Raw genomic sequence first — 20,144 nt, 5'->3', positions numbered from 1 at the left:
CGTAACGCCGAAGTGCGCGGCACCTTTGCGTAATTGCTAACGAGTAAAGTTTGACAAACAAAGTGGATTCCTTCTTTCAAGTGCGTTAAAACCGGACGAAGAGAAATGATGAACAGAATAATCGGACTACTGTTTTTCGCTCTTTTGGTTGGTTGCGCACAGCCTGTATCGCAAACGCCTGATGTCATCAGCGGGAACAGTGTTCAGAGCCAGAGAATGGATGGCGCGGCCACAGTTGCTTATCTCACTACGCTGTACGGTCGCCAGCTTCCAAATTGCAACACAGTGAATTCGTCATCTGCGTTTCTGTGCTCAGGTGTAATGACAAGGGTCACGAACAAAGATTCGAACAACACTTATAAAGTTTGGGCCTCCAGCCCTACCTCAATAAAAAATGGCGGGGTCAACTTCTCCTACTTGCGAGCTGATACCAACTTTGACAAGTTCGCCTTAAATAAAACCAATGCCAATGTCTACATTCTTTATCCCGTACTGGAAAGGTCTGCCAATACCGATCAACTGAAGGAGCTGTGTTCCTGCCCCATGGACTCCTACGGGTGGTATCGCAGCGCAACCGCTGTGTGTGTGGCCCACCCGTCTTACCCGAATAGCGGACATTACCAAGACGCTGGTATCACCACGGGCAAGCAATACAAGAGCGCCTGGAGTTCGGCACCTGGCGACCAAAACAGGCGCCAGTGCGAATTTGACGTGAGGGACGAGCGCAATATGCGGGCCCGCCCGGCCTTTTATCAGTCGTTACGCGCCAAATCACTGCTAGGCACAACAGGACTCAGCCAATGGAACGACTTACTCGTTAAAACCTGAGCCGCCGGCAAACCAAACGTTTTACCAATACTTGCGTTCTTTTAACTGCCAGCAATAAACGACCCTAAAGCGCTCGCAGATGCGCAATACAACCAAAGGGATTTTTACAACTCCACCAACCCGAAAATTTGTCGTACCGGTCATTCGTGTGGCACTTCCCACCGTCTTAACCGGTAAGGCCGCATTCACCTGCTTTGCAGCAGATCAGGGAATCAACCAATGAACGTGCTCAACGCGCCCTCGAAGCTCATCTCGTGTTTACTGGCAGGCGCCAGTCTGACAACACTCAGCATTTCTGCCGCCCCTGCGCAAGTTACGGAGCCCGGAGACAGCTTCATCGTCGTCACAGAGCGCTGTAATAAATACATCGAAGGCGCGCACTGGTTCTACCGGGACTACGAGTGGTCGCTTTCTATCACTCCCACGCCATGTGCGAGGAGGACACTGGAGCCGAGCACAGCTTACATATGGGATGAACTCACACGCGACTACTCCAATAGTCGCTACTGGCAAAACACGCATGGCATGCGTCACCAGTTGATTTGCCATTTGGCTATAGCTCGTGACAAGCCACAATGGAATCTGGAGCCGTGGCGCCCGGATGTGGGGTATGCCAAAACGCTGGAAGCCGGATGCAATCACGTCATCCCATTGCCGGAAAAGGCACCATGACACCTGTGTGATAGATGAGCGATACAGTTCATTTGACGCTGGCATCCGTCATTGAACCAACGGAAACTCGGAGCAGGCCTGGGTCGATCCAGGCCATTGCCTGAGGAATTTCAATGCGCACCATCGGCCTGATCGGCGGCATGAGCTGGGAGTCCAGCGCCGAATACTATCGACTCATCAATCAACAGGTGCGTGACCGTCTCGGTCCACTGCGCTCGGCACAAGTGTTGATGTACAGCGTAGATTTCGGCCCCGTCGAACAAGCCCAGCACGCCGGGCGCTGGGACGATGCGGCGGCGATTCTGGTGGATGCGGCGCGCAGGCTTGAGGCCGGCGGCGCGGAGTGCGTGGTGCTGTGTACCAACACGATGCATAAGGTAGCGGAGCAGATTCAGGCGGCGATCAGCATTCCGTTCCTGCACATTGCCGAACCGGCAGCGCACGCGGCTTTGGCGATTGACGCCGGTACCGTCGGGCTACTCGGCACGGCCTTCACCATGGAGCAGGACTTCCTCAAGCAACGCCTGATTGCTCAAGGCCTGACGGTGTTGGTGCCGGACGAGGCCGAGCGCAAAGACGTGCATCGGATCATCTACGAAGAACTGTGCGTCGGGGTGATCAGTGAGGCTTCGCGCAAGATTTATCAGCAGGTGATCGAATCACTGACCGCGCGTGGCGCCCAGGCGATCATTCTCGGCTGCACGGAAATCGGCATGCTGGTGAAACCCGAACACAGCGCCCTGCCCCTGCTCGACACCACCGAACTGCATGCGCAGTCGGCGGTGGCGTTTGCGCTGGGCGACTGAGTCAGGCTTTAGGCGAGCGGCGCAGGCGGGCCATGCTCAGAGTGTCCACCCATTGCCCGTCGCGCACCGCGTAGTCACGGAACAGGCCTTCGTTTTCGAAGCCGAACTTGCGGTAGAGGCCGATGGCCGCTTCGTTGTCGGCGTATACCGTGAGTTCGACGCGGTGCAGGTTCATCCAGTTGTCGGCAACGTCCAGCGCCGCCGCCAGCAATTTTGAACCCACGCCTTTGCCCTGCCAGGCCACCGCCACGCCCATGCCGATGCTGCCGGCGTGGCTGCGGCGAATCCGCGAATAATGTTCCAGGCCCAAATGGCCGATCACCTCGCCCTGATGCAGCGCCACCAGTTTCACCGCCCGCTCGTTATCCGCCATCACCCGTTGCCGCCAGACCTCGACGGACTGAAACGGCATCTGCAACACCTGGCGGGCCACGGCTTGATCGTTGTAAAGCGCAGTAACGGCCTCGACGTGGGATTCGTTGAAGCGTTCGATATGAATGGCGGGGTTGTAGTCGGGCATGGCGGATCCGTCCTGGATCGATGTGTGGCAGACCACTCTAAACCGCACGACCCGACACATTCAAACTGGAGCTGCCAAAGGCTGCGATCTTTTGATCTTTGATCGTTCCCGCGCTCTGAGTGGTAACGATCAACCTGGGTGGAACCATTCCTGGCGTTCGTCGAAGGTGTGGTGAATGAGGTCGAGCAGGGTTTGTACTTCGGCGATGTGTTGCGAATCGGCATTCACCGCCAGCCACGCCTGCAATCGCATCGGCTCCTCGAACAACCCTGGCAGCGCCACCAGTCCACGGTCATAGCGGCTCATGTACATCGGCAGCAAACCAATGCAGGCACTGCACCGGATCATCTCCAGCATCAGCTCGTAGGATTGCATCTGCACCACGCCGGCAAGGCGCTGTTCGACCAGATTGTTCCAAGGGCGAAAACTGTCGATCTGCTGATCATGTTGCCATTGCACCAGCATGAAATCGGCGAGGTCGTCAGGGCTTTCGGGGCGCGCGGTAACGCGAGAGTAGCGTTTGGCGATGTGTGGCAGGTAGTCGAGGCTCGCGAGTCGCTGTGGTTCGCTGGTGGCGAAGGTCGGGCCGGGATGCGGGGTTTCGCCGTGGGCCAGCCACAGGACGACATCGGCGCTGACGGCGCGCAGCGACAGTTCGCTGTCGAGGGCGATGATTTCCAGACGCACGCTGGCGTTACGCCGCAGCAGCGCAATCAGGTCGCGGCCGAGGATGTCGTGCAGGATCGATTCGGCGACCGCCAGGCGAATCAACGGTTGTTCGACCACTGGCAGTTTGCGCTCATTGGCCAGAGCAACTAGTTTGGCCTGAAGTTGCTGGCCTTCGCGGGTCAGGCTCAAGGCGCTGCCATGAAAGCTGAACAGGGAATGTTGAAGTTCTTGCTCCAGCTGCGCCAGTTGTTTGCGCAGCAGGGTCGATCGAACGTTAAGGCTGCGCGCCGCTTGCATGAAGCAGCCGCAGCGGGCGCTGACCAGAAAGTATTGCGCGATTTCGGTGTCGATCATCGCGGCTTGCCCGAGCCAGGGTTCACTTTCGTCCTGCGCCCAGCGAAATTCGGCGCTGCCCTGTCGTCCTGCGGGTTCGGTGAATGACATCGATGACTCCCTGTCGATCTTTGTACTGGAAACGCCTCGGTTTAAATGTGGGAGCGAGCCTGCTCGCGAATACGGTGCGTCAGGTACCAACGATATTGGATTGACCGACGCTTTCGCGAGCAGGCTCGCTCCCACAGGGGATCTGCGGTGAATCAGGACTATTGTTTTTCCTCGAGAATTTTGTTCAGTTCAGCCCCATCAATACTCAACGTCGCGGTATTGAGCATCCCATCCAGATACGCCTGGGCAATCTGCTCCTGACGCTGGGCTCGTAAAGCCTGGGTCAGTTGATCACGCAGTTCATCGAGGGTCGCGGTACGCGCCGGTTGCTGCTCGGTGAGTTTGATCACATGAAACCCGGCCGCGCTTTGCACCGGATCGGAAATCGCACCAACCTTCAGTCGCGCCACCGTGCCGCGCACTTCCGGTACCAGTTGCTGCAAGGGTTGCAGACCGGTATCGCCGCCACGTTCAGCCGTCACGCGATCCTGCGAATACTGGGTCGCCAGCGCCGCAAAATCCCCCGGTGTCGCCTGAGCCTTTTTGCTCAGTTCCGCCGCCAGTTTGCGTACTGCTTCAAAATTCTGCGGTTCATTCACTCCAAGGAAAATCTGGCTGACCCGATACAAAGCCGGGGTCTGCCAGTTCGCCTTGCCCGCGTCATAGGCTTTCTGCAAATCGGCCGCACTCGGGTAATCCGCCGGCACTTCGCTGACCGAACGCAAATAATCGCGAAAGACAATCTGCTCAGTCGCCGCACGGGTCTGTCGCGCGACGTCCGGACGCTGTGCCCAACCCTGGGCATCGGCCTGTTCCAGCACCGCTTTCTCGGCCAGACGCGCACGAATCCAGCGCTCCAGCGCTTCACGATTACCGCGCAGTTGTTCACGGGTTTCTAGCGGGACAGTGGCCAGCAATGTCTGCAATTCCTGCGGCGACACCTGCTGATTACCCAACCGCGCCACCGCTGGCCCCGTAGCAACCGCCGCCACCGGCGACGATTGCTGGGCGGCGACCGGGTCACTGCCCGGTCGCACCACCAGCGCCACGGCCACCACCAACAGCGCCACTGCTCCAGCGCCGATCACCATGGCAGGCTTTTTCACAGGGCGACTTCCTCTTGCTCGGCGACGGCCACTTTTGCAGCCGAGGCTTGAGCGGCCTGACTGAAGTCACGCAGGTAAACGATGAACTCCTGCAACAGGCGATCCCACAACTCCAGATTGCCGCGCAGGTGATCGTTGCTGACGCCAGCGGCCAGCACCACGTCCATTTCCATCACCAGAAACTCGCCCTGCAACGACAACCGGGCAAAACGTCGAGTCGCGTTCCACTGCTCGGCCACACCGACTGGCAACTCACCCTGCACCCGCAGCGCACAGCTGAAAGTGAAATCGACATAGCTACCCTGCTCCGCCGCCGGGTTGCCGAAGCGCACGGCGTAGCCGATGCCCTGGCTGGCGCTGAGCAACTGGACGATGCCGTTCTGTTCGGTCTGATTGACGCGATAACCGGCCGCTTGCAGGACGTCGGTCAAAGATTGCGGGGAAACGTGGCTGATCAATTGAGTCATTGTTTCTTCCTTGTTTATCAGTCTTTTAAATCAGGCTTTTTAATCAGTGCGAGAGCGCGGCTTGCGGCGCGTCGAATTGAGTCTTGTAGAGGTCGTCACCCAACCCCTGGGCCAGTTCATCGAACTTGACCCGGGCGCTGCCAGCGAAGGGCTGGCGGATCTTCATCACCTCGGCCACATCGATGTTTTCGTAGGCAGTGAGGATCTGTTTGGCGACGCCGTACATCTGCTGATTCTTGACTGAACATTGCTGCACTTGTGTGTCACGTTCAGCCAATTGCGCTTGAAGCTTAGACCGTTCTGTCTCTTTGGCACGGGCCATGACCAACAGCTCGTCATAGGCCTTTTTGAACTTGCCGGTTTGCTCGTTACTGGCCGCCACTTGCGCCTGAGCCTGGCTGTGCAGGCTCTGCTGCTGCCCGGCGAGTTGCTCGGCGACGCCTTTGGCCTTGGCCAGTTCGGCGCTCAATTGCTTGATTTGCGCCTGGGCGGCTTTGGCCTCGTTCTGCGCCGCCAGTTGCGCGGCGCTGGCCTGGGCCTGCTGACTTTGCAGGGCCTGTAACTGCTGGGTAGTGCTGCGCAACTGGGTGCGCAGGCGCTCTTCCATGCCTTCGGCGCTCGCCCCGTGCGCGATGAAAAAACTCAGCCCCAACAGTAAAACTCGTGCGTGCATGATTGTTCTCCCGGCGCCTTAGAAGCGCGTGTTGATCTCAAGCTGCAAGACGTCGATGTCGAAAGGCGCGCCGTACACCGCCTCGGTGCTCATCCAGCGACCGGTGGCGTAGACGTTCTTCGCCAAGCCGTAATTGCCACCGATGAAATAGCCCTTGGCATTGGTGCCGCCGAGGTGGAACGACGAGTCGTTAAAGCCGTCCGGCAAGGCATCCGGCTGGATGTACTTGTAGCCGGCGAACATATTCCAGTCGCCCTGCTTCTTCAGGTCCAGCGCGTTGCCGAGGGTGAACTGCACCATCCATGCATTGGCGCCGCTTTCGATGTCGCCGTTGCTGTCGAGGTTGTTGACGATCTGCCCGGCGGACCGCTTGCGCATGTCGCCTTCGTCGTAGCTGAGGTTGTGGATGTAGTTGCCTTGGCTGCGCAGTTTGAAGTCTTGCGGCAGATCGGCATCCCAGACCATGTTCAAGTCGAGCAGGTTGAACTCCGACGCCAGACCGACGAATTGCGGTTGCGGCGTGGTGGTCGGGTTAAGCGGGTTCGGCGTGATGTCCCGTAGCAGGAACACGCTGTTGCCCTTTTGCATGAACGCCGCGCGGCTGCCATCGCTGTCGCAGCCAGGTGCGCCGGCCCACGGCTCGCAGGGGCCGGAGCGCTGGCCTTCGATGTCGTCGAAGCGGTAATAAGCCAGTGCGCCCTTCAAGCGGTTGTTGCTGTTGATCGCCCATTTGGCGCCGATCTGCGCGCCGTATAGCCATTTGTTGTCGCTCTCTTCCTTGTCGAAGCCATTGCTGCTGGTGGTGTCGTTGGTGTAATCCACCGGGAACGCGCCGACGGTGCCGAACACGCCCCAATCACGGTTGAGCTTGTGATCGAAAATCGCCGCCACGCCGTCGAAGTTGAGGTCATGGGAATAGAGCATGTCGGTGGACATGAACGGGTTGGCAAAGCGGCCACCGGTCAGGGTCAACTCGTCCGTCGGCTTCCAGTTCAGGTAACCCTGATCGAGCCAGATGTCTTTCTTGGCGAAACCGCCGCCCAGGCTTTGCGTGGTCGATACAGGGTTGTTGTCGGAGCCGGTGCCGATGCGAATGCCGGCGGTCCATTCCGGCGAGATTACCGCTTTCATGCCCAGCCGAGCACGAATGCGGAACTGGTTGGTGCGGTCTTCACGGGTGTTGAGCAGCGGTGGCAGGCTGGTGCTGCTGTTGGGGTTTACGTCGTACGGGCCGTTGTTGTTGAGTTTCGCAAAGTCGACGATTTCGTTGCTGTTGCTGTCCGAGTAATAGCGCGACTCGTTACGCAGGCGAATGTCGCCGTCAAAGCTGATGCGCGACGCCCAGTCCGGGAAAGTGTTGGGCGCTGCCCAGTTTTCCTGCTTGGCGGTGGCCATGACTTCGGCTTTGACCTGATCGCGGATCTGGTCGCGTACTGCGGCTGGCACGTATTGCACACGCACATCGCCCGGTGCAGCAACAGGCCCTGCCGCCACGGCTGTGGTGGCGGCAGCCTGTTTGGCTTGGGCCGCTTCGTTCTGCGCCTGAGCGATCAGCGCATCAGCCTTGTCCTGTTTCAAAATGCCCTGCTCGACCAGCAAGCGGATCAGATTGATCGTGGCGTTCTCCGAGGGCGCAGGCGCTGCCACGGCCTGACCGACCAGGGTCGCGATGACCATGCCGACCGCCAGGGACAATCGATTCACGTTGGAAATCATCTGCACACAACTCCTTTTGGCAAAACTTTAAGAATTCGGTTAACCCGGACGCCGCCCTTGCAGGGACAGGCGCACAGGCAAAGTCATGGAGGCCGGTGGCCGTTCGCTTAAGTGCGGCGCATTGCGCAGCGCCGCCAAAACCTGGGTATCAATCTCGGGATTGCCGCTGGACTTGATCAGCTCGACCCGGGTGATCTCGCCAACGCTGCTCAGCCACACATCGGCCTGCAAGGTGAAGGCGAGGTTGCGCAGCTCCGGGTTCTCGCGCAGCAGCTTCTGAAAGGTGAACGCAAGGAACTGGCTGTAAGTGCCGTTACCCACGCGCCCGCCTCCAGCGCCGGCCATGCCGCCGCCCTTGCCCGCACCGATGTTGAAGGCGTCGTTGCCCGACTGTGCATCGCCGTCCATTTGCATCGGGTTGGCCAGATCGTCCGCTGGCGATGGCGGCGCCTCTTCTTCAGGCTTGACCTCCTGCGGCTCGGGCGTTGGTTCCGGTTCGACGATTTTTTCTTCCACCGGGGTTTCCGGCTCCGGCGGTTTCTCGGGTGGCGGCGGTGGCGGTGGCGGCAACGGAATGATCGTCGGCACCTTCGGCGCTTCGCGGCGGATGCCACTCATGTCGTTGGCCCACTGCCACAGGAACCATGCGGCGAGCGCGCCAACCAATAGCCCGGCGCCCCACTTCACAAAGCGCATCGGCGACTTTTTCACCGGCAGCGGCTCGATCGGGAGTTGTGCGGTCATGACTCAGCCCTGACTCGGTTTGCCGGTCACAAGACCGACCTGGGACAGTTCGAGCCGGCGCAGCAGATCCAGCACTTCGATGACTTTCTGGTACTGCACCGTCGCATCACCGCGCACGATCACCGGGAAGTCCGGGCTCTGTGCTTTCTCGATGCGCAGGCGCTCTTCCAGCTCGGCCAGCGTCACCGGGTAGGCATCGAGGAACACCTGGCCGCCGTCGTTGACCGAAATCGCCTTGGTCTTGGCTTCCGACAGCGACACCGATGCACTGGCCTTGGGCAGATTGATCTGGATGCCGGAAACCTGCGCGGTGGCGGTGAGGATGAACATCACCAGCACCACCATCAGCACGTCGACCAGCGGGGTGATGTTGATGCTGTCCACCGCGGCATCTTCTTCATCGTCGTGGGAGGCATTTACGGACGCCATGTCAGTGCTCCTCAGGCCGGTACGGAATGGTTGGCGTGATGGCCGCGCGAGTGCGATGCCTCACTGAACTGGCTCTCGCCGTGCATCTCCGCCAGACGGGTGATGAACTCGTCGACGAACACGCGCATGTCGGCGCTGACTTCCTTGTTACGCGTGATCAGGCGGTTGTAGCCAAACAGCGCCGGGATCGCGACGAACAGGCCCATGGCAGTGGCGAGCAGCGCGGCGGCCATGCCGGGAGCGATCGCATTGATGTTGACGTCGCCGGCCATCGCCGTGCCGAGGAACACCACCATGATCCCCAGCACGGTGCCGAGCAGACCGATGTAAGGACCGCCGGCGATGGCGTTGGACAGGGTCGAAAGCTTCGAGCTGAGGGCCTGGTTTTCCCGGGTGCGCACGCCGTCCATCGAGCAACGGATCGCTTCGATGGTCGCCGCTGAAACCGAGGAGGTGTCGGCACCCTGCTCGCGGCGGGTGCGGATTTCTTTCACCGCCACCAGATACAGGCGCCACAGCGATGAATGCTGCAAACGCTGAGCGAGCTGCGTGTCATCGGCAAACATTTCCAGGCGTGTACCGACCTTGGCGAACTGCTCGCGGAAGGCTTCGTTGGCCTTGCTGACGCGGCCGAGGGTACGGTTCTTGCGCAGCATGATGATCCACGACTGGAACATCATCAGCACCAGCACCGCGATGATCACCCAAGCGTCGACTGGCACCGCGTTGAGCAGGAAACCGAGGCTGCCGAAACCGTAACCGGACTGTTCTTCATCAACGCCGTAGGCCACCAGTTTCGACTCGGCGCCTTGCGAGGTGGCGTCGGCCAGAATCAGCGGCGCAGCACGCGCGACTTTCGACAGACGCAGCTCGTCGACAGCGCCCACGAATGGCTGCAAGGCGCTCGCGGAAAGGTCCGCGCCGATGGCCATGACCGAGTTGAACGCCGGCATCGCTACCGCCAGTGTCGTGCCTTCGCGACCATTGATGTACAGCGTGACTTTCGAGCCTTCGGCAGTCAGCGCGACGTGCTGCCATTGACCTGGATTCAGCGGCTGTGTGGCGACTGCGCGTTGGCCGTCAATTTCCACGAACGGCACACCCTGATTCACACCGACCAACAGACTGTTGGCACCTTCACGGCGGGCCAGAATCAGTTGCTCGCCATTAGCCTGATCCAGACGCAGCCAGGCACTGAAGGTGAATGCGCTGCCGGCGTTGTGTTGCAACGAGGGGCTGGCCGGCAGTAGCAATGGCTGACCGCTGAACTGCAAGGCACGCCCCACTACGCCGTCAATCGCCGCGCCGGTCGCGCTTTGCGCGGTGTTGCCATACGCGGTGGTGTCTTTGGCCGGCGTGCCGGTGGCGCCGTCGAAGTGATACAGCGCGGTGTAATTCGGGTCGAAGGTCAGTTGACCGTTGCCGGTGGCCGGGGCTTTTTGGTTGCCGTAATACATCCAGATGTCCTGACGCTGACCGCCCTCGACATTCGGCACATCAACCCAGATCAGCGCCATGCCCATCAGCGCATCGAAGCTTTCGATCTGGTGATTGAGCACGGTCTTGTCATCGGCGCCGACAAAGCGCAGATCCGAGCCGTCTTCTTTAACGCCATCGAAGGTGAAATTGCCGGTGTGCAGGCGCACCAGCAGCGCAGTGCGGCCCAATGCCTGATTGATCGCCGCGCCCTGCGGCGTGGTGTCGACGGTGATCTGTTTGCGGTAGTGCCAGTCGTCCTGCCACCAGGCCTGAGCCGTGGCCGGGAGCACGAAGCCCAGGCAGATCAACAACGAAAGGAAGAGGCGCTGCATGTACGTGCTCCTTTAGAAAGTGGCTTGAAGGTTGAAGTGCAGGCGCGATTCCTGTTTCGAGGTGTTCGGCCCTTCGAGTAGCGGATAGCCCCAGTCGAGGCTGCCGGACAGCCATTTGCTCAGGCTGGCGCGGGTGCCGAGGCCGACGCTGGCCAGGGCGTAATTGGCGTCCTGATCCGGCAGTTCGTCGCGCAGGTACAGTTGCGCGCCTTCGGCGAAGGCGTAGAAGCGCCAATCCTGCATCCAGGTGCCGGTGTACTTGGCGAGCGACGGCGTGCGCAGTTCCTGGCTCAGCAGGTAACCGTCATCAGCCGTGCGTTCGGCGGCCAGATAGCCGCGCACCGACGTCGCACCGCCGGCGGAGAATTGCTCGTTGGAAACCAGCGGCCCTGAAGCCAACTGGAACGCCGCTTTGCTCGCGCTCTGCCAGTCGTTGGCGAAGGTCCAGGTGAAACTGGTGTCGCCCTTGAGCACGGCGAAACTCGGGTTGGCGCGGTAGCGTTTGTAGTCGAAGTCTTCGTCGGAGCTGCCATAACCGAAGAGGCTGCGGGTGGCCGCGACCAGGCTCAGGCCGAGGCCGAGCTGGCTCTTTTCGGTGTAGCGATAGCCGTTGTAGGCGAAGGTGAACGGCGCGTATTGCAGCGGCACCTTGTCGCTTTCGCCGGACAGGGTCAGGCGTTCGTCGAAGTCCTTGAAGTCGATGCCCGCTGACAGCGAATTCGACCAACTGCCGCTGGACGGCAGTGTGTAGATCGCCGATACCCCATAGGAATGGCCCTTGCCCAGCACGTTGCTGCCGCCGATGGTGGCGACGTTGCTGTCGGACTGATAACCGGAGAACTGCACGCTCCAGCGATCAGTCAGCGGCGCGGTATACGAGCCGGACCAGACCTTGGCGTTGTCGGTGTCCTGCGGCGCAGTGAAGTAGGTCAGCGAGATGCTGTGGCCGAGTTGCCAGAGGTTGTTGTAGCCGAGGCTGGTGACGGCCCGCAGTTTTTCGGTGTCGGCGCTGTAGTCGTTGTTGAGGCCGACGCTGGCCGTCCAAGGGTTCTGGTCTTCGACCTGCAAATCGACGTCCATGGTGCCGGGGCGCTGACCTTCGCGAACCAGTGGCATGACCTGGCGGCCCGGGGTTTTGTTGAGTTGCGCCAGTTCACCCTGAACCTTGGCGAAGTCCGGGACCTCGCCCTCCTTGAGCGCCGGGACTTCGTCGCGGATGTCCAGTGGCGAATAGTGCTTGGCGCCCACCACGCGCACGCGGCCGACCTTGGTTTCGCTGACTTGCAGATAGACGATACCGTCCGCCACCGCTTGCTCCGGCAACTCGACGAACACCGATTGATAGCCGCGCTCCTGATAGGTCTTCTGCAACGCGTCGCGCGCGCCTTCGATATCGCTCAGGGCTTTTTGCGGGCCGAGAAACGGGTATACCGCCTCTTCGATCGCCCGAGCATCGAGCACGGTGTTACCACGCACGAAGTATTCGTTGACGTCGACCAGACGCTGCGCGGCGGTGGTTTCGGCGGCCTCTTCGGCCAGCGCCGGCTGCACGCCCGCCGTCACCAGCAGCCAGCCCCACAGCGCCAGCCGTGACGTAAAAATCTGTTCCACACTACCCCCTGAATTCGCGATGACCTGTTGGCGCTGTTGCGCGCCTTGTGTGTTGCTTCAGTTGCTGGCTGTCGAAGCGCAGGCGTGTTTACCGAGCCATGTGTGCAATAGCGCGAAGTTCAACGAGAACTCGGGCATTTGCAGCAAGGCACCGCAGAACACTTCGCCGATGATTTTCTGAATGAGTTGCACCGCACGCGGGTTGTTGAGCAGCGTGGCGATATCGCGACTGAGGGCGTTGAAGCTCCAGACTTTCTGTTGCAGGCCGAGGCCGACGAACCAGCGGAACAGCAGGTTGTAGCTGAGCTGTTCATAGAGCTGCTGCTCGCTAGGCACCGAATACAGCAGTTGCAGGAGCAGAATGTGCATGACCGTTTGCGCGGGGATCAGCCGGCCGGGCTCGGCATTGAGGTCGTGCAGAAGGTCGCGATGGGCGTCGAGCAAATCGTCGATCTGCGGGCGTAGCAAGACCAGCGAATGACCTGGCGGAATGTAGCTGGAGACCTCTTTCAAGGCGCCCTGCCAGTCATCCTGCGAGACGATCCAGACCCACGGCGCGCCGTAGCGATACACCGAAACCGGCTTCTTGCGCGCGGCTTCGACGATCTTCGACAGACGTTGATCGAGTTCCTGCATGCCCACTTTCGAGTAGCGTTCCATAGTCCCCACTGCCTCACTCCCGGCGTCCCGCCTCGGCTTGTGAAAAGCGCCCTGTTGGGCCCCTCAAGCGCGTTACATAGGCATGACCGGACTGGCGATGTGCTACCGAACTTTTGTCATAAAAGCTTCATTAGGGGAGCGTTTTGATAGAGGACTAAGGATGTTGTGTGTAGGGGCTAAAGACTTTCTAAGTTGGTGCCATGGGGAAACTCCGATCGCCGACCCGCATGGCGCCAACTGACAAAAAGAAACCTCGTCCGAATATACAATTGTTAAATTGGTTCCCTTCGCCCCCAGTTAAGGGTTCTTCAGATCAAAAGATCCATTAACTTCTACCTTTGCAGGGCCGGAAGGAACGGGACTGCCAACCAACTCCATCCAAATTTTAATAGTACCTTTGGTTTGCCGAGGTGAGTCCTGATACGAGACCGAGACCGTCCCCTTATAGGCAACATATTCATAGCTGTGATCTTCTGCGAACTGCTTGTACGTCGCAACTTCTAGATCACCGACGTCATATTCTGCGGACAATTTATCGGGAAACACTAAATCAAAGAATTTTTTTGTCGGCATGTTCCCATTAGGATTGTCATAAACTGAGACTTGAAAGCCTTCGCCGACCTCCTTGAAACCAAGGGTGAGAGGATGAATTTTTCCAAATTCTTCCAATTCCACATCGAAAGTACCCTCTGTCTTTGTTGCGATTTCCTCAACCATTTTTTTGCCCCTTCTGAAAGAATGTATCTCTCACTCGAAAGAATGAAAGTTGAATAAAATAGCTCACTAAAAACTTAAAAGGTCAGCTAACGCCGCTATTGATAATCCTGATTTAACAAGTTGTCTACTGTCAAAACTGACAGTAGACAACACAAAAAATTGTTCATAAGCAGGAAAAAGTGCTTAGCCATTTAGCTCAGGAATACACAGGCCAGATATCAACGACCCTGCCGCCGCGCACAGCCAACAAATCACCGAATTGCAGCAGCACCGCTTCGGTCTGGGTCGGGCGCAGGAAGACTTGATCTTCCACGGTCAGACCCACGGCATTCGAGCCATTGACCATCTCCTGATTGGAGCTGCGTCCGTAGACCCCATTACTCTGCAAACCGGGTGGCGATTCGAACTCGGCCATCCAGTTGCCGCCATACACGAAAAAGGTCTGCCGCTGGTTCGTATCCCACCACGAAAACAGCTTCGATTTGTCATCCAGCGCCGGAATGTTCACCGCGCCCGTGCTTTTCAAAACGGGCGTGGCGATGTAGGTGGCGGGCACATGATCGACCAGCGATGGCAAGTCGTAATGCGTCGGCTTGAGCATCGCTGTGCCCACCGACACTTCCGTGCTCAGCTTTTCGTTTTCATGGATGCGATAGCTCGGGCTGCCGGCGGTGTTCAGGCACAAGCCGTCATGCCACAACTGCGGAAACTGCTGGCGGGTGAAATCGACGCAGCGCTGATAGATCACCATGACCTTGGCGAACAACTCTTCAGGCGAACCGAGAATCCCCGGCACGCCCATGCCCACGAAAGGGTCGTAGCCCATGAACCCGGCAAACTCCAGATGCTGCGGGTTGGCGCTGATCAGTGTGAGCATCTGCCCTAGCGCTTCAACGTCACTCACGCCGCCACGATGCAGGCCCACATCGAGTTCGATGTTGATGCGCATCCGCGTGCCCAACCCCTTCGCCAGTGCGAGGTATTGCTGCAAACGTTCAGGGCTGTCGAGCAGCCATTGCAGTTGCTTCGCCGGATCAAACGGGCCTTTGTGGGTTTGGTAGAACAGTTCAGCCGAGCGCACCGGCAGCGGCTTGCCGAGCAAGATGTCGGATTGCGGAAACTTCACGGCATCGTGGTTGAGAAACGGCTGATGAAATGACATCAAGTTCTGCGTTCCTGCTTTTTGGGCGATGTAACTGAGCAACCCCGGCGACGGCAGCGACTTTTCCACCAACCTCAGCTGCTTGCCACCGCGTCTCACCGACTGCATCACCACATCAATATTGTGATCGAGGCGATCCAGATCGATCAGCAGCACCGGGCGCATCGGGCCTTTTTCCTTCAGTTCACGGTTCAGTGCCTGGAAGTATTCGCTGTACGGCCCGCCGCGATCCCCCGGTCTCAGCCAGGCACCAACGCCCACCAGCAACGCGCCGACACCCAGTGTGCCAAGCAGAAAATTACGTCGATTGACCGCCATCAGCTCACCCCCAGAATCGACGACAGATGCGCATTCAAAAACTTGCCGCTCGGATCAAGCGCCTGGCGCACCTCGACAAACTCGCGCAAGCGTGGATACAGCGGCTGCAACGTTCGCGCATTGAGCGTGTGCAATTTGCCCCAGTGTGGCCGGCCGTTGTACTTCCAGAAGATCGGCTCGATGGCAGCGAATAGGTTGTGATGGTCCATCTGATAGTGCTGATGCACCGAGATCGAACAACTGTCGCGCCCCTCGAACATGCTCAACGGAATGTCGTCAGCCCTGACGTAGCGGTACTCGATGGGAAACCAGGTGCGCAGGTCCTTGTCCTGAATCAACTTGAGGATTTCGCGCAGGCAGGCCGGGCCTTGTTCGGTGGGCACGGAGTATTCCATCTCGTTGAACCGCACCGTGCGCACGTTGGCGTAGATGTCGAACGAGTCGCCCACCCGGTCATCGAAACTCGCCAGATGCCGCAGGCTGTTGAGCATTGTCCGGCGCAGGTCGGGAAAGTCGCTGCCGTACTTGTCGATCTTCTCGATCAGGTTAACGAACTCGTTGCCGCCCTCCTCTTCAGGGCTGATCGGCGGCGTCGCCGGGTCAGTGGTTTCGTTGAGGGCGATGGACAAGGCGTAGTCGGAATGGGTGACGACGAGCATTTCCCAGTGCTGGTTTTCCCGAGTGTTCTTATCGAGGTCTTCGAGCAATTCTTCGGTCTTGGCGATCCATTGGGTTTCACGCAGGCGATAGGCCGGGCGGTTTTGCAGGCGGATTTTCGTTGCCACGCCGAGTGCACCAAGTGAGACGCGAGCGGCGTTGAACACCTCAGGGTGGCGCTGACTGTCGCAGTCGAGCACCTCACCATTGGCAGTGACCATTTGCAGGCCGCAGACATGGGCCGAGTAGGACTGGAAGTTTTTGCCGGTGCCGTGGGTCGACGTCGCGATTGCTCCGGCGAGGGTCTGGTAGTCGATATCCGCCATGTTTTGCAGGGCCTGGCCGACGTCTTTGAGCGGCACGCCCATGCGCGACATCGGCGTGCCGGCGGCGAATTCGGCTTGCAGGGTTTTCGGGTCGTGGTCGAGCAAACCGTTGAAGTAGCTCAGCGACAACAATGTGCCGTCGGTGGGCACCAAGGCGCTGAAGGAATGTGCCGAACCGACCGGACGAACTTTGCCTTGGGCCTGACGAATCACCGTCGTCAGCTCATCCAGATTTTTCGGCGCCAACCGTGCTGCCGGCAGGCAACTCTGCGCGCCCGACCAGTTGCGCCAGGGAATCAGCCGTGGCGCGCGCATCAATTGACCCAGGGCCGGGTTGCTCGCCAGCGCGCTGAACGCGCCGACGATGCTTGCCCGTTGCAATAACTGACGCCGTGTCAGATCCATCGTCATGCGCGCACCTTATTGAGGGAGAGGCTGGTCGGCCATGAAGCCGATCAATTGCAGGAACTGCTCTTGCGAGCACTCGACGCACTGGCCCATCGGCGGCATGCCGTTGTAGCCGTTAATGGTGTGGTCGAGCAGCGTGTCCACACCCTGCTGGATGCGCGGCGCCCAGGCTTTGCGATCGCCAGTGAGCGGTGCGTTGGCCGCCGGATTGGCGTGACAGAGCTGGCAACTGTTGATGTAGATCTGTGCCAGTGCCGAGTCGGAGGGTGTGGCGCTGCTGGATGTCACTGACGGTTTTGCTTCGTCGCCACAGCCCGCCATCGCAGCGACCAGAGCCAGCAGTAAAGTGAATCGGATTGCCCGCATAACGATCCTCGCGTGGGGTGCGGCTTATTGTTGTGATCACACCTTAAGACAGCGGCACCAGACGACTGAGGGCATTGCGGGACAGTAAGGGGGGCAAACGGGGCCAGCCTTCTCTCCAATGATCGTTCCCACGCTCTGCGTGGGAATGCAGCCCCGGACGCTCTGCGTCCGCTTGGAACGCGGAGCGTCCCTTGAAGCTCTGCTCTGCGCCTTTGCGTGACATTCGGGTGACATTCGCGGGTTTAAATTTCGGCGCATTCAGGCGTATAACCTGTAAAGACTTTTTTGATTGCACGCGGACATCCAACACGGGGTAGCGACATGACCACAGCAAACATCCTTGGCAACCTGTTCCCTTCTGTCAGCGACATCCCGGAAAAATACCGCCCAGGCGCTCAGGTCGAGCAACGCGAATACCTCGTCGACGGCCAGTTGCGCCGCTGGGACGGCCCGCTCGCCACTGTACGCAGCCCGGTTTATCTGCACGGTGAAAATGGCGACGAACAAGTGATTCTCGGCAGCACGCCGCTGCTCGATGCCGACACCGCCCTCACCGCCCTCGACGCCGCCGTCCGCGCCTATGACCGGGGCCAGGGCCTGTGGCCGACCATGCGCGTTGCCGAGCGCATCCAGCACGTCGAAGCCTTCCTTGGCCGCATGCGTCAGCAACGCGACGCTGTGGTGAAGCTGCTGATGTGGGAAATCGGCAAAAACTTAAAAGACTCGGAAAAAGAGTTCGACCGCACCTGCGATTACATCGTCGACACCATCAACGCCCTCAAGGAACTCGACCGCCGCTCCAGCCGTTTCGAGCTGGAGCAGGACACGCTCGGCCAAATCCGCCGCGTACCGCTCGGCGTCGCGCTGTGCATGGGGCCTTACAACTATCCGCTGAACGAAACCTTCACCACGCTGATCCCGGCGCTGATCATGGGCAACACCGTGGTGTTCAAACCGGCCAAGCTCGGCGTGCTGCTGATCCGCCCGTTGCTCGAAGCGTTCCGCGACAGCTTCCCGACCGGCGTCATCAACGTCATCTACGGCAGCGGGCGTGAAACCGTCAGCGCGCTGATGGCCAGCGGCAAGATCGACATTTTCGCGTTCATCGGCACCAACAAGGCCGCCAGCGACCTGAAGAAGCTGCACCCGAAACCGCACCGCTTGCGTGCCGCGCTGGGTCTGGACGCGAAGAACCCCGGCATCGTCCTGCCGGAAGTCGATCTGGACAACGCCGTCAGCGAAGCCGTCACCGGTTCGCTGTCGTTCAACGGCCAACGCTGCACCGCGCTGAAGATCCTCTTCGTCCATGAAGATATCGTTGACAGCTTCATCGAAAAATTCAACGCCAAACTGGCCACGCTCAAACCGGGCATGCCTTGGGACAGCGGTGTATCGCTGACGCCGTTACCGGAATCGGGCAAGGTCGATTATCTGCATGGTCTGGTGGCGGACGCGCGCAGCAAGGGCGCCGAGGTGGTCAACCCGAATGGCGGTGAATCCCGCGAGTCGTTCTTCTATCCGGCGGTGCTGTACCCGGTGAATCCGCAAATGCGCGTCTATCAGGAAGAACAGTTCGGCCCGGTCGTGCCTATCGTTCCGTACCGTCACCTCGATACCGTGATCGATTACGTGCTGGAATCGGACTTCGGCCAACAGTTGAGCATCTTCGGTACCAACCCGGTGGCGGTCGGCCGACTGGTCGACACCTTTGCCAACCAGGTCGGCCGGATTAACCTAAACGCTCAATGCCAGCGCGGCCCTGACACGTACCCGTTCAACGGTCGCAAGAATTCCGCCGAAGGCACGCTGTCGGTACACGATGCGTTGCGGGTTTTTTCAATCCGCACGCTGGTGGCGACCAAGTTCCAGGACAGCAACAAGGATCTGATCAGCGAGATCATTCGCGGACGCGATTCGAGCTTCCTGACCACCGACTACATCTTCTGACGAGGGCCTTGCACTGAGTACGTTCAGCACCCACAGATTGCCTCCGTTGTTGCGCCGAATCCTGCGTCCGCTGCTGGACCCATACCGGCGCTACCGCCACGCCCGACTGATCCATGCGGTGCGGGTGGCATTGGGGTTGCTGGCGACGATTTTGCTGACCACCGGCATCAATCTACCCCACGGTGAATGGGCGTCGGTGACCATGCTGGTAGTAATCGGCGGTTTGCAGCACCACGGCAACATCGGCAAAAAAGCCGCCGAACGCGCTACCGGCACCTTGATCGGTGCCGGCGTCGGATTATTGCTGGTGGCACAGCAGGCCTGGCTCGGCATGCCGTGGCTGACCTACTTCGCCATGGCCGTGGTCTGCGGCTTTTTCTCGTATCACGCGATCGGCAAGGGCGGCTATACCGCGCTGCTCTCGGCGATCACCGTATTCATTGTTGCCGGGCATGGCGACAACCCGATCACCGATGGCTTGTGGCGTGGGGTCGACATCCTGATCGGTATCGCGCTGGCATTGGCTTTTTCCTTCGCCCTGCCGTTGTACGCGGTGTACTCGTGGCGCTACAACCTGGCCGATGCCTTGCGCGACTGCGCCACGGTGTACGGACGGATCATCAGCGGCCAACCGGTCAGCGCTGACGAGCATCTTAAATTGATGAGCCGTTTGGGCGCAGTGATGGTGCAATTGCGTTCGCTGATGCCATCGGTGTCCAAGGAAGTGAAAATCTCCATGACCGAACTCGATGCCATCCAGCGCAACCTGCGCATGTGCATCAGCACCCTGGAGATCCTCGGCAACACCCGCCCCGATGCCAACGACCCAGAGGCCATGGCTCATCTGCAATCTGCGTTGAAGGCCGAGCACCGGGTCATTCGCGTGCAGTTGATCGGTATGGCCCGCGCGCTGAAATCCGGCGCGGCACAGCGACTTGATCGGCCAGTGGAATTGCAGGAGACCAGCCTTGACGCGCCGGTCTACAACGCGCTGGATGGCTATCGTTTGTTGACCCGTCAACTGGCCGCGAACATCGGCGAGATGCGCCAGCGCCTGGCGAAAACCGCCCCGCGCTGGAACATCTGA

General features: G+C 59.5%; 20 protein-coding genes. 5 read left to right on the top strand and 15 right to left on the bottom strand.

Annotation, left to right across the window (positions count from 1 at the left end):
- Positions 1 to 108: 108 nt before the first annotated feature.
- From ACA069_RS13780 to ACA069_RS13770, 3 genes are all read left to right on the top strand, one after another.
- Complete coding sequence (locus ACA069_RS13780) at positions 109 to 828, top strand: halovibrin HvnC (protein ID WP_497618041.1); 720 nt, start codon at positions 109 to 111, stop codon at positions 826 to 828.
- Between the two features lie 219 nt (positions 829 to 1,047).
- On the top strand, positions 1,048 to 1,500 hold the full coding sequence (locus ACA069_RS13775) for a DUF2599 domain-containing protein (protein ID WP_489879798.1): 453 nt from the start codon (positions 1,048 to 1,050) through the stop codon (positions 1,498 to 1,500).
- A gap of 113 nt (positions 1,501 to 1,613) precedes the next feature.
- Complete coding sequence (locus tag ACA069_RS13770; protein WP_497618038.1) at positions 1,614 to 2,306, top strand: aspartate/glutamate racemase family protein; 693 nt, start codon at positions 1,614 to 1,616, stop codon at positions 2,304 to 2,306.
- 1 nt (position 2,307) lies between these two features.
- Here ACA069_RS13770 and ACA069_RS13765 read toward each other — a convergent pair whose 3' ends face one another.
- The 15 genes from ACA069_RS13765 to ACA069_RS13695 all read right to left on the bottom strand — a co-directional run bounded on the left by ACA069_RS13765 (position 2,308) and on the right by ACA069_RS13695 (position 17,110).
- A complete protein-coding gene (locus ACA069_RS13765; RefSeq protein ID WP_497618036.1) occupies positions 2,308 to 2,826 on the bottom strand; it encodes a GNAT family N-acetyltransferase in 519 nt (172 codons plus the stop codon).
- 129 nt (positions 2,827 to 2,955) lie between these two features.
- The gene (locus tag ACA069_RS13760; RefSeq protein WP_497618035.1) at positions 2,956 to 3,939 is read right to left on the bottom strand and encodes a LysR substrate-binding domain-containing protein; all 984 of its coding nucleotides are present in this window, start codon (positions 3,937 to 3,939) and stop codon (positions 2,956 to 2,958) included.
- 158 nt (positions 3,940 to 4,097) lie between these two features.
- Complete coding sequence (locus ACA069_RS13755; protein ID WP_497618033.1) at positions 4,098 to 5,045, bottom strand: peptidylprolyl isomerase; 948 nt, start codon at positions 5,043 to 5,045, stop codon at positions 4,098 to 4,100.
- A complete protein-coding gene (locus ACA069_RS13750; RefSeq protein ID WP_187680431.1) occupies positions 5,042 to 5,512 on the bottom strand; it encodes a YbjN domain-containing protein in 471 nt (156 codons plus the stop codon). The genes ACA069_RS13755 and ACA069_RS13750 overlap by 4 nt, the downstream gene beginning before the upstream one ends.
- Positions 5,513 to 5,555: 43 nt before the next feature.
- On the bottom strand, positions 5,556 to 6,185 hold the full coding sequence (locus ACA069_RS13745) for a DNA repair protein (protein ID WP_497618031.1): 630 nt from the start codon (positions 6,183 to 6,185) through the stop codon (positions 5,556 to 5,558).
- A gap of 18 nt (positions 6,186 to 6,203) precedes the next feature.
- Positions 6,204 to 7,901, bottom strand: a complete 1,698-nt coding sequence (locus ACA069_RS13740; protein WP_401264991.1) for a putative porin — start codon at positions 7,899 to 7,901, stop codon at positions 6,204 to 6,206.
- A gap of 39 nt (positions 7,902 to 7,940) precedes the next feature.
- Positions 7,941 to 8,645: an energy transducer TonB family protein gene (locus ACA069_RS13735; RefSeq protein ID WP_401264989.1), complete on the bottom strand. Its 705-nt coding sequence runs from the start codon at positions 8,643 to 8,645 to the stop codon at positions 7,941 to 7,943.
- Positions 8,646 to 8,648: 3 nt separating this feature from the next.
- On the bottom strand, positions 8,649 to 9,074 hold the full coding sequence (locus ACA069_RS13730) for an ExbD/TolR family protein (protein ID WP_186551381.1): 426 nt from the start codon (positions 9,072 to 9,074) through the stop codon (positions 8,649 to 8,651).
- An 11-nt stretch (positions 9,075 to 9,085) separates the two neighbouring features.
- Positions 9,086 to 10,885, bottom strand: coding sequence for a DUF2341 domain-containing protein (locus tag ACA069_RS13725; protein ID WP_497618028.1), 1,800 nt, complete (start codon positions 10,883 to 10,885; stop codon positions 9,086 to 9,088).
- Positions 10,886 to 10,897: 12 nt separating this feature from the next.
- Entirely contained in the window at positions 10,898 to 12,496 is a 1,599-nt protein-coding gene (locus ACA069_RS13720; protein WP_489879789.1) for a ShlB/FhaC/HecB family hemolysin secretion/activation protein, read from the bottom strand.
- A 57-nt stretch (positions 12,497 to 12,553) separates the two neighbouring features.
- Positions 12,554 to 13,165 carry a transposase gene (locus ACA069_RS13715; protein ID WP_187680425.1) on the bottom strand — a complete coding sequence of 204 codons (612 nt, stop codon included), beginning with the start codon at positions 13,163 to 13,165 and terminating at the stop codon, positions 12,554 to 12,556.
- Between the two features lie 288 nt (positions 13,166 to 13,453).
- A complete protein-coding gene (locus tag ACA069_RS13710) occupies positions 13,454 to 13,873 on the bottom strand; it encodes a hypothetical protein (protein WP_489879788.1) in 420 nt (139 codons plus the stop codon).
- 196 nt (positions 13,874 to 14,069) lie between these two features.
- The gene (locus ACA069_RS13705; RefSeq protein WP_497618240.1) at positions 14,070 to 15,278 is read right to left on the bottom strand and encodes a DSD1 family PLP-dependent enzyme; all 1,209 of its coding nucleotides are present in this window, start codon (positions 15,276 to 15,278) and stop codon (positions 14,070 to 14,072) included.
- Between the two features lie 74 nt (positions 15,279 to 15,352).
- Positions 15,353 to 16,681, bottom strand: a complete 1,329-nt coding sequence (locus ACA069_RS13700) for a D-arabinono-1,4-lactone oxidase (RefSeq protein ID WP_497618238.1) — start codon at positions 16,679 to 16,681, stop codon at positions 15,353 to 15,355.
- A gap of 75 nt (positions 16,682 to 16,756) precedes the next feature.
- Complete coding sequence (locus ACA069_RS13695) at positions 16,757 to 17,110, bottom strand: c-type cytochrome (protein WP_497618025.1); 354 nt, start codon at positions 17,108 to 17,110, stop codon at positions 16,757 to 16,759.
- A 321-nt stretch (positions 17,111 to 17,431) separates the two neighbouring features.
- On the opposite strand from ACA069_RS13695, the gene ACA069_RS13690 reads away from it, so the two are divergent.
- Both ACA069_RS13690 and ACA069_RS13685 read left to right on the top strand, forming a co-directional pair.
- The gene (locus tag ACA069_RS13690) at positions 17,432 to 19,057 is read left to right on the top strand and encodes an NADP-dependent glyceraldehyde-3-phosphate dehydrogenase (RefSeq protein ID WP_497618023.1); all 1,626 of its coding nucleotides are present in this window, start codon (positions 17,432 to 17,434) and stop codon (positions 19,055 to 19,057) included.
- Positions 19,058 to 19,103: 46 nt separating this feature from the next.
- Positions 19,104 to 20,144: an FUSC family protein gene (locus ACA069_RS13685; protein WP_489879785.1), complete on the top strand. Its 1,041-nt coding sequence runs from the start codon at positions 19,104 to 19,106 to the stop codon at positions 20,142 to 20,144.

It is taken from the genome of Pseudomonas sp. LBUM1652 (assembly GCF_059716105.1).
This window is presented reverse-complemented; position numbering and strand designations above follow the sequence as displayed.

Excerpts from the sequence above, each read along its gene's own strand:
- ACA069_RS13780 (WP_497618041.1), top strand. The coding sequence starts at position 109 with ATGAACAGAATAATCGGACTACTGTTTTTCGCTCTTTTGGTTGGTTGC.
- ACA069_RS13775 (WP_489879798.1), top strand. The coding sequence starts at position 1,048 with ATGAACGTGCTCAACGCGCCCTCGAAGCTCATCTCGTGTTTACTGGCA.
- ACA069_RS13770 (WP_497618038.1), top strand. The coding sequence starts at position 1,614 with ATGCGCACCATCGGCCTGATCGGCGGCATGAGCTGGGAGTCCAGCGCC.
- ACA069_RS13765 (WP_497618036.1), bottom strand. The coding sequence starts at position 2,826 with ATGCCCGACTACAACCCCGCCATTCATATCGAACGCTTCAACGAATCC.
- ACA069_RS13760 (WP_497618035.1), bottom strand. The coding sequence starts at position 3,939 with ATGTCATTCACCGAACCCGCAGGACGACAGGGCAGCGCCGAATTTCGC.
- ACA069_RS13750 (WP_187680431.1), bottom strand. The coding sequence starts at position 5,512 with ATGACTCAATTGATCAGCCACGTTTCCCCGCAATCTTTGACCGACGTC.
- ACA069_RS13745 (WP_497618031.1), bottom strand. The coding sequence starts at position 6,185 with ATGCACGCACGAGTTTTACTGTTGGGGCTGAGTTTTTTCATCGCGCAC.
- ACA069_RS13740 (WP_401264991.1), bottom strand. The coding sequence starts at position 7,901 with ATGATTTCCAACGTGAATCGATTGTCCCTGGCGGTCGGCATGGTCATC.
- ACA069_RS13735 (WP_401264989.1), bottom strand. The coding sequence starts at position 8,645 with ATGACCGCACAACTCCCGATCGAGCCGCTGCCGGTGAAAAAGTCGCCG.
- ACA069_RS13730 (WP_186551381.1), bottom strand. The coding sequence starts at position 9,074 with ATGGCGTCCGTAAATGCCTCCCACGACGATGAAGAAGATGCCGCGGTG.
- ACA069_RS13725 (WP_497618028.1), bottom strand. The coding sequence starts at position 10,885 with ATGCAGCGCCTCTTCCTTTCGTTGTTGATCTGCCTGGGCTTCGTGCTC.
- ACA069_RS13710 (WP_489879788.1), bottom strand. The coding sequence starts at position 13,873 with ATGGTTGAGGAAATCGCAACAAAGACAGAGGGTACTTTCGATGTGGAA.
- ACA069_RS13695 (WP_497618025.1), bottom strand. The coding sequence starts at position 17,110 with ATGCGGGCAATCCGATTCACTTTACTGCTGGCTCTGGTCGCTGCGATG.
- ACA069_RS13690 (WP_497618023.1), top strand. The coding sequence starts at position 17,432 with ATGACCACAGCAAACATCCTTGGCAACCTGTTCCCTTCTGTCAGCGAC.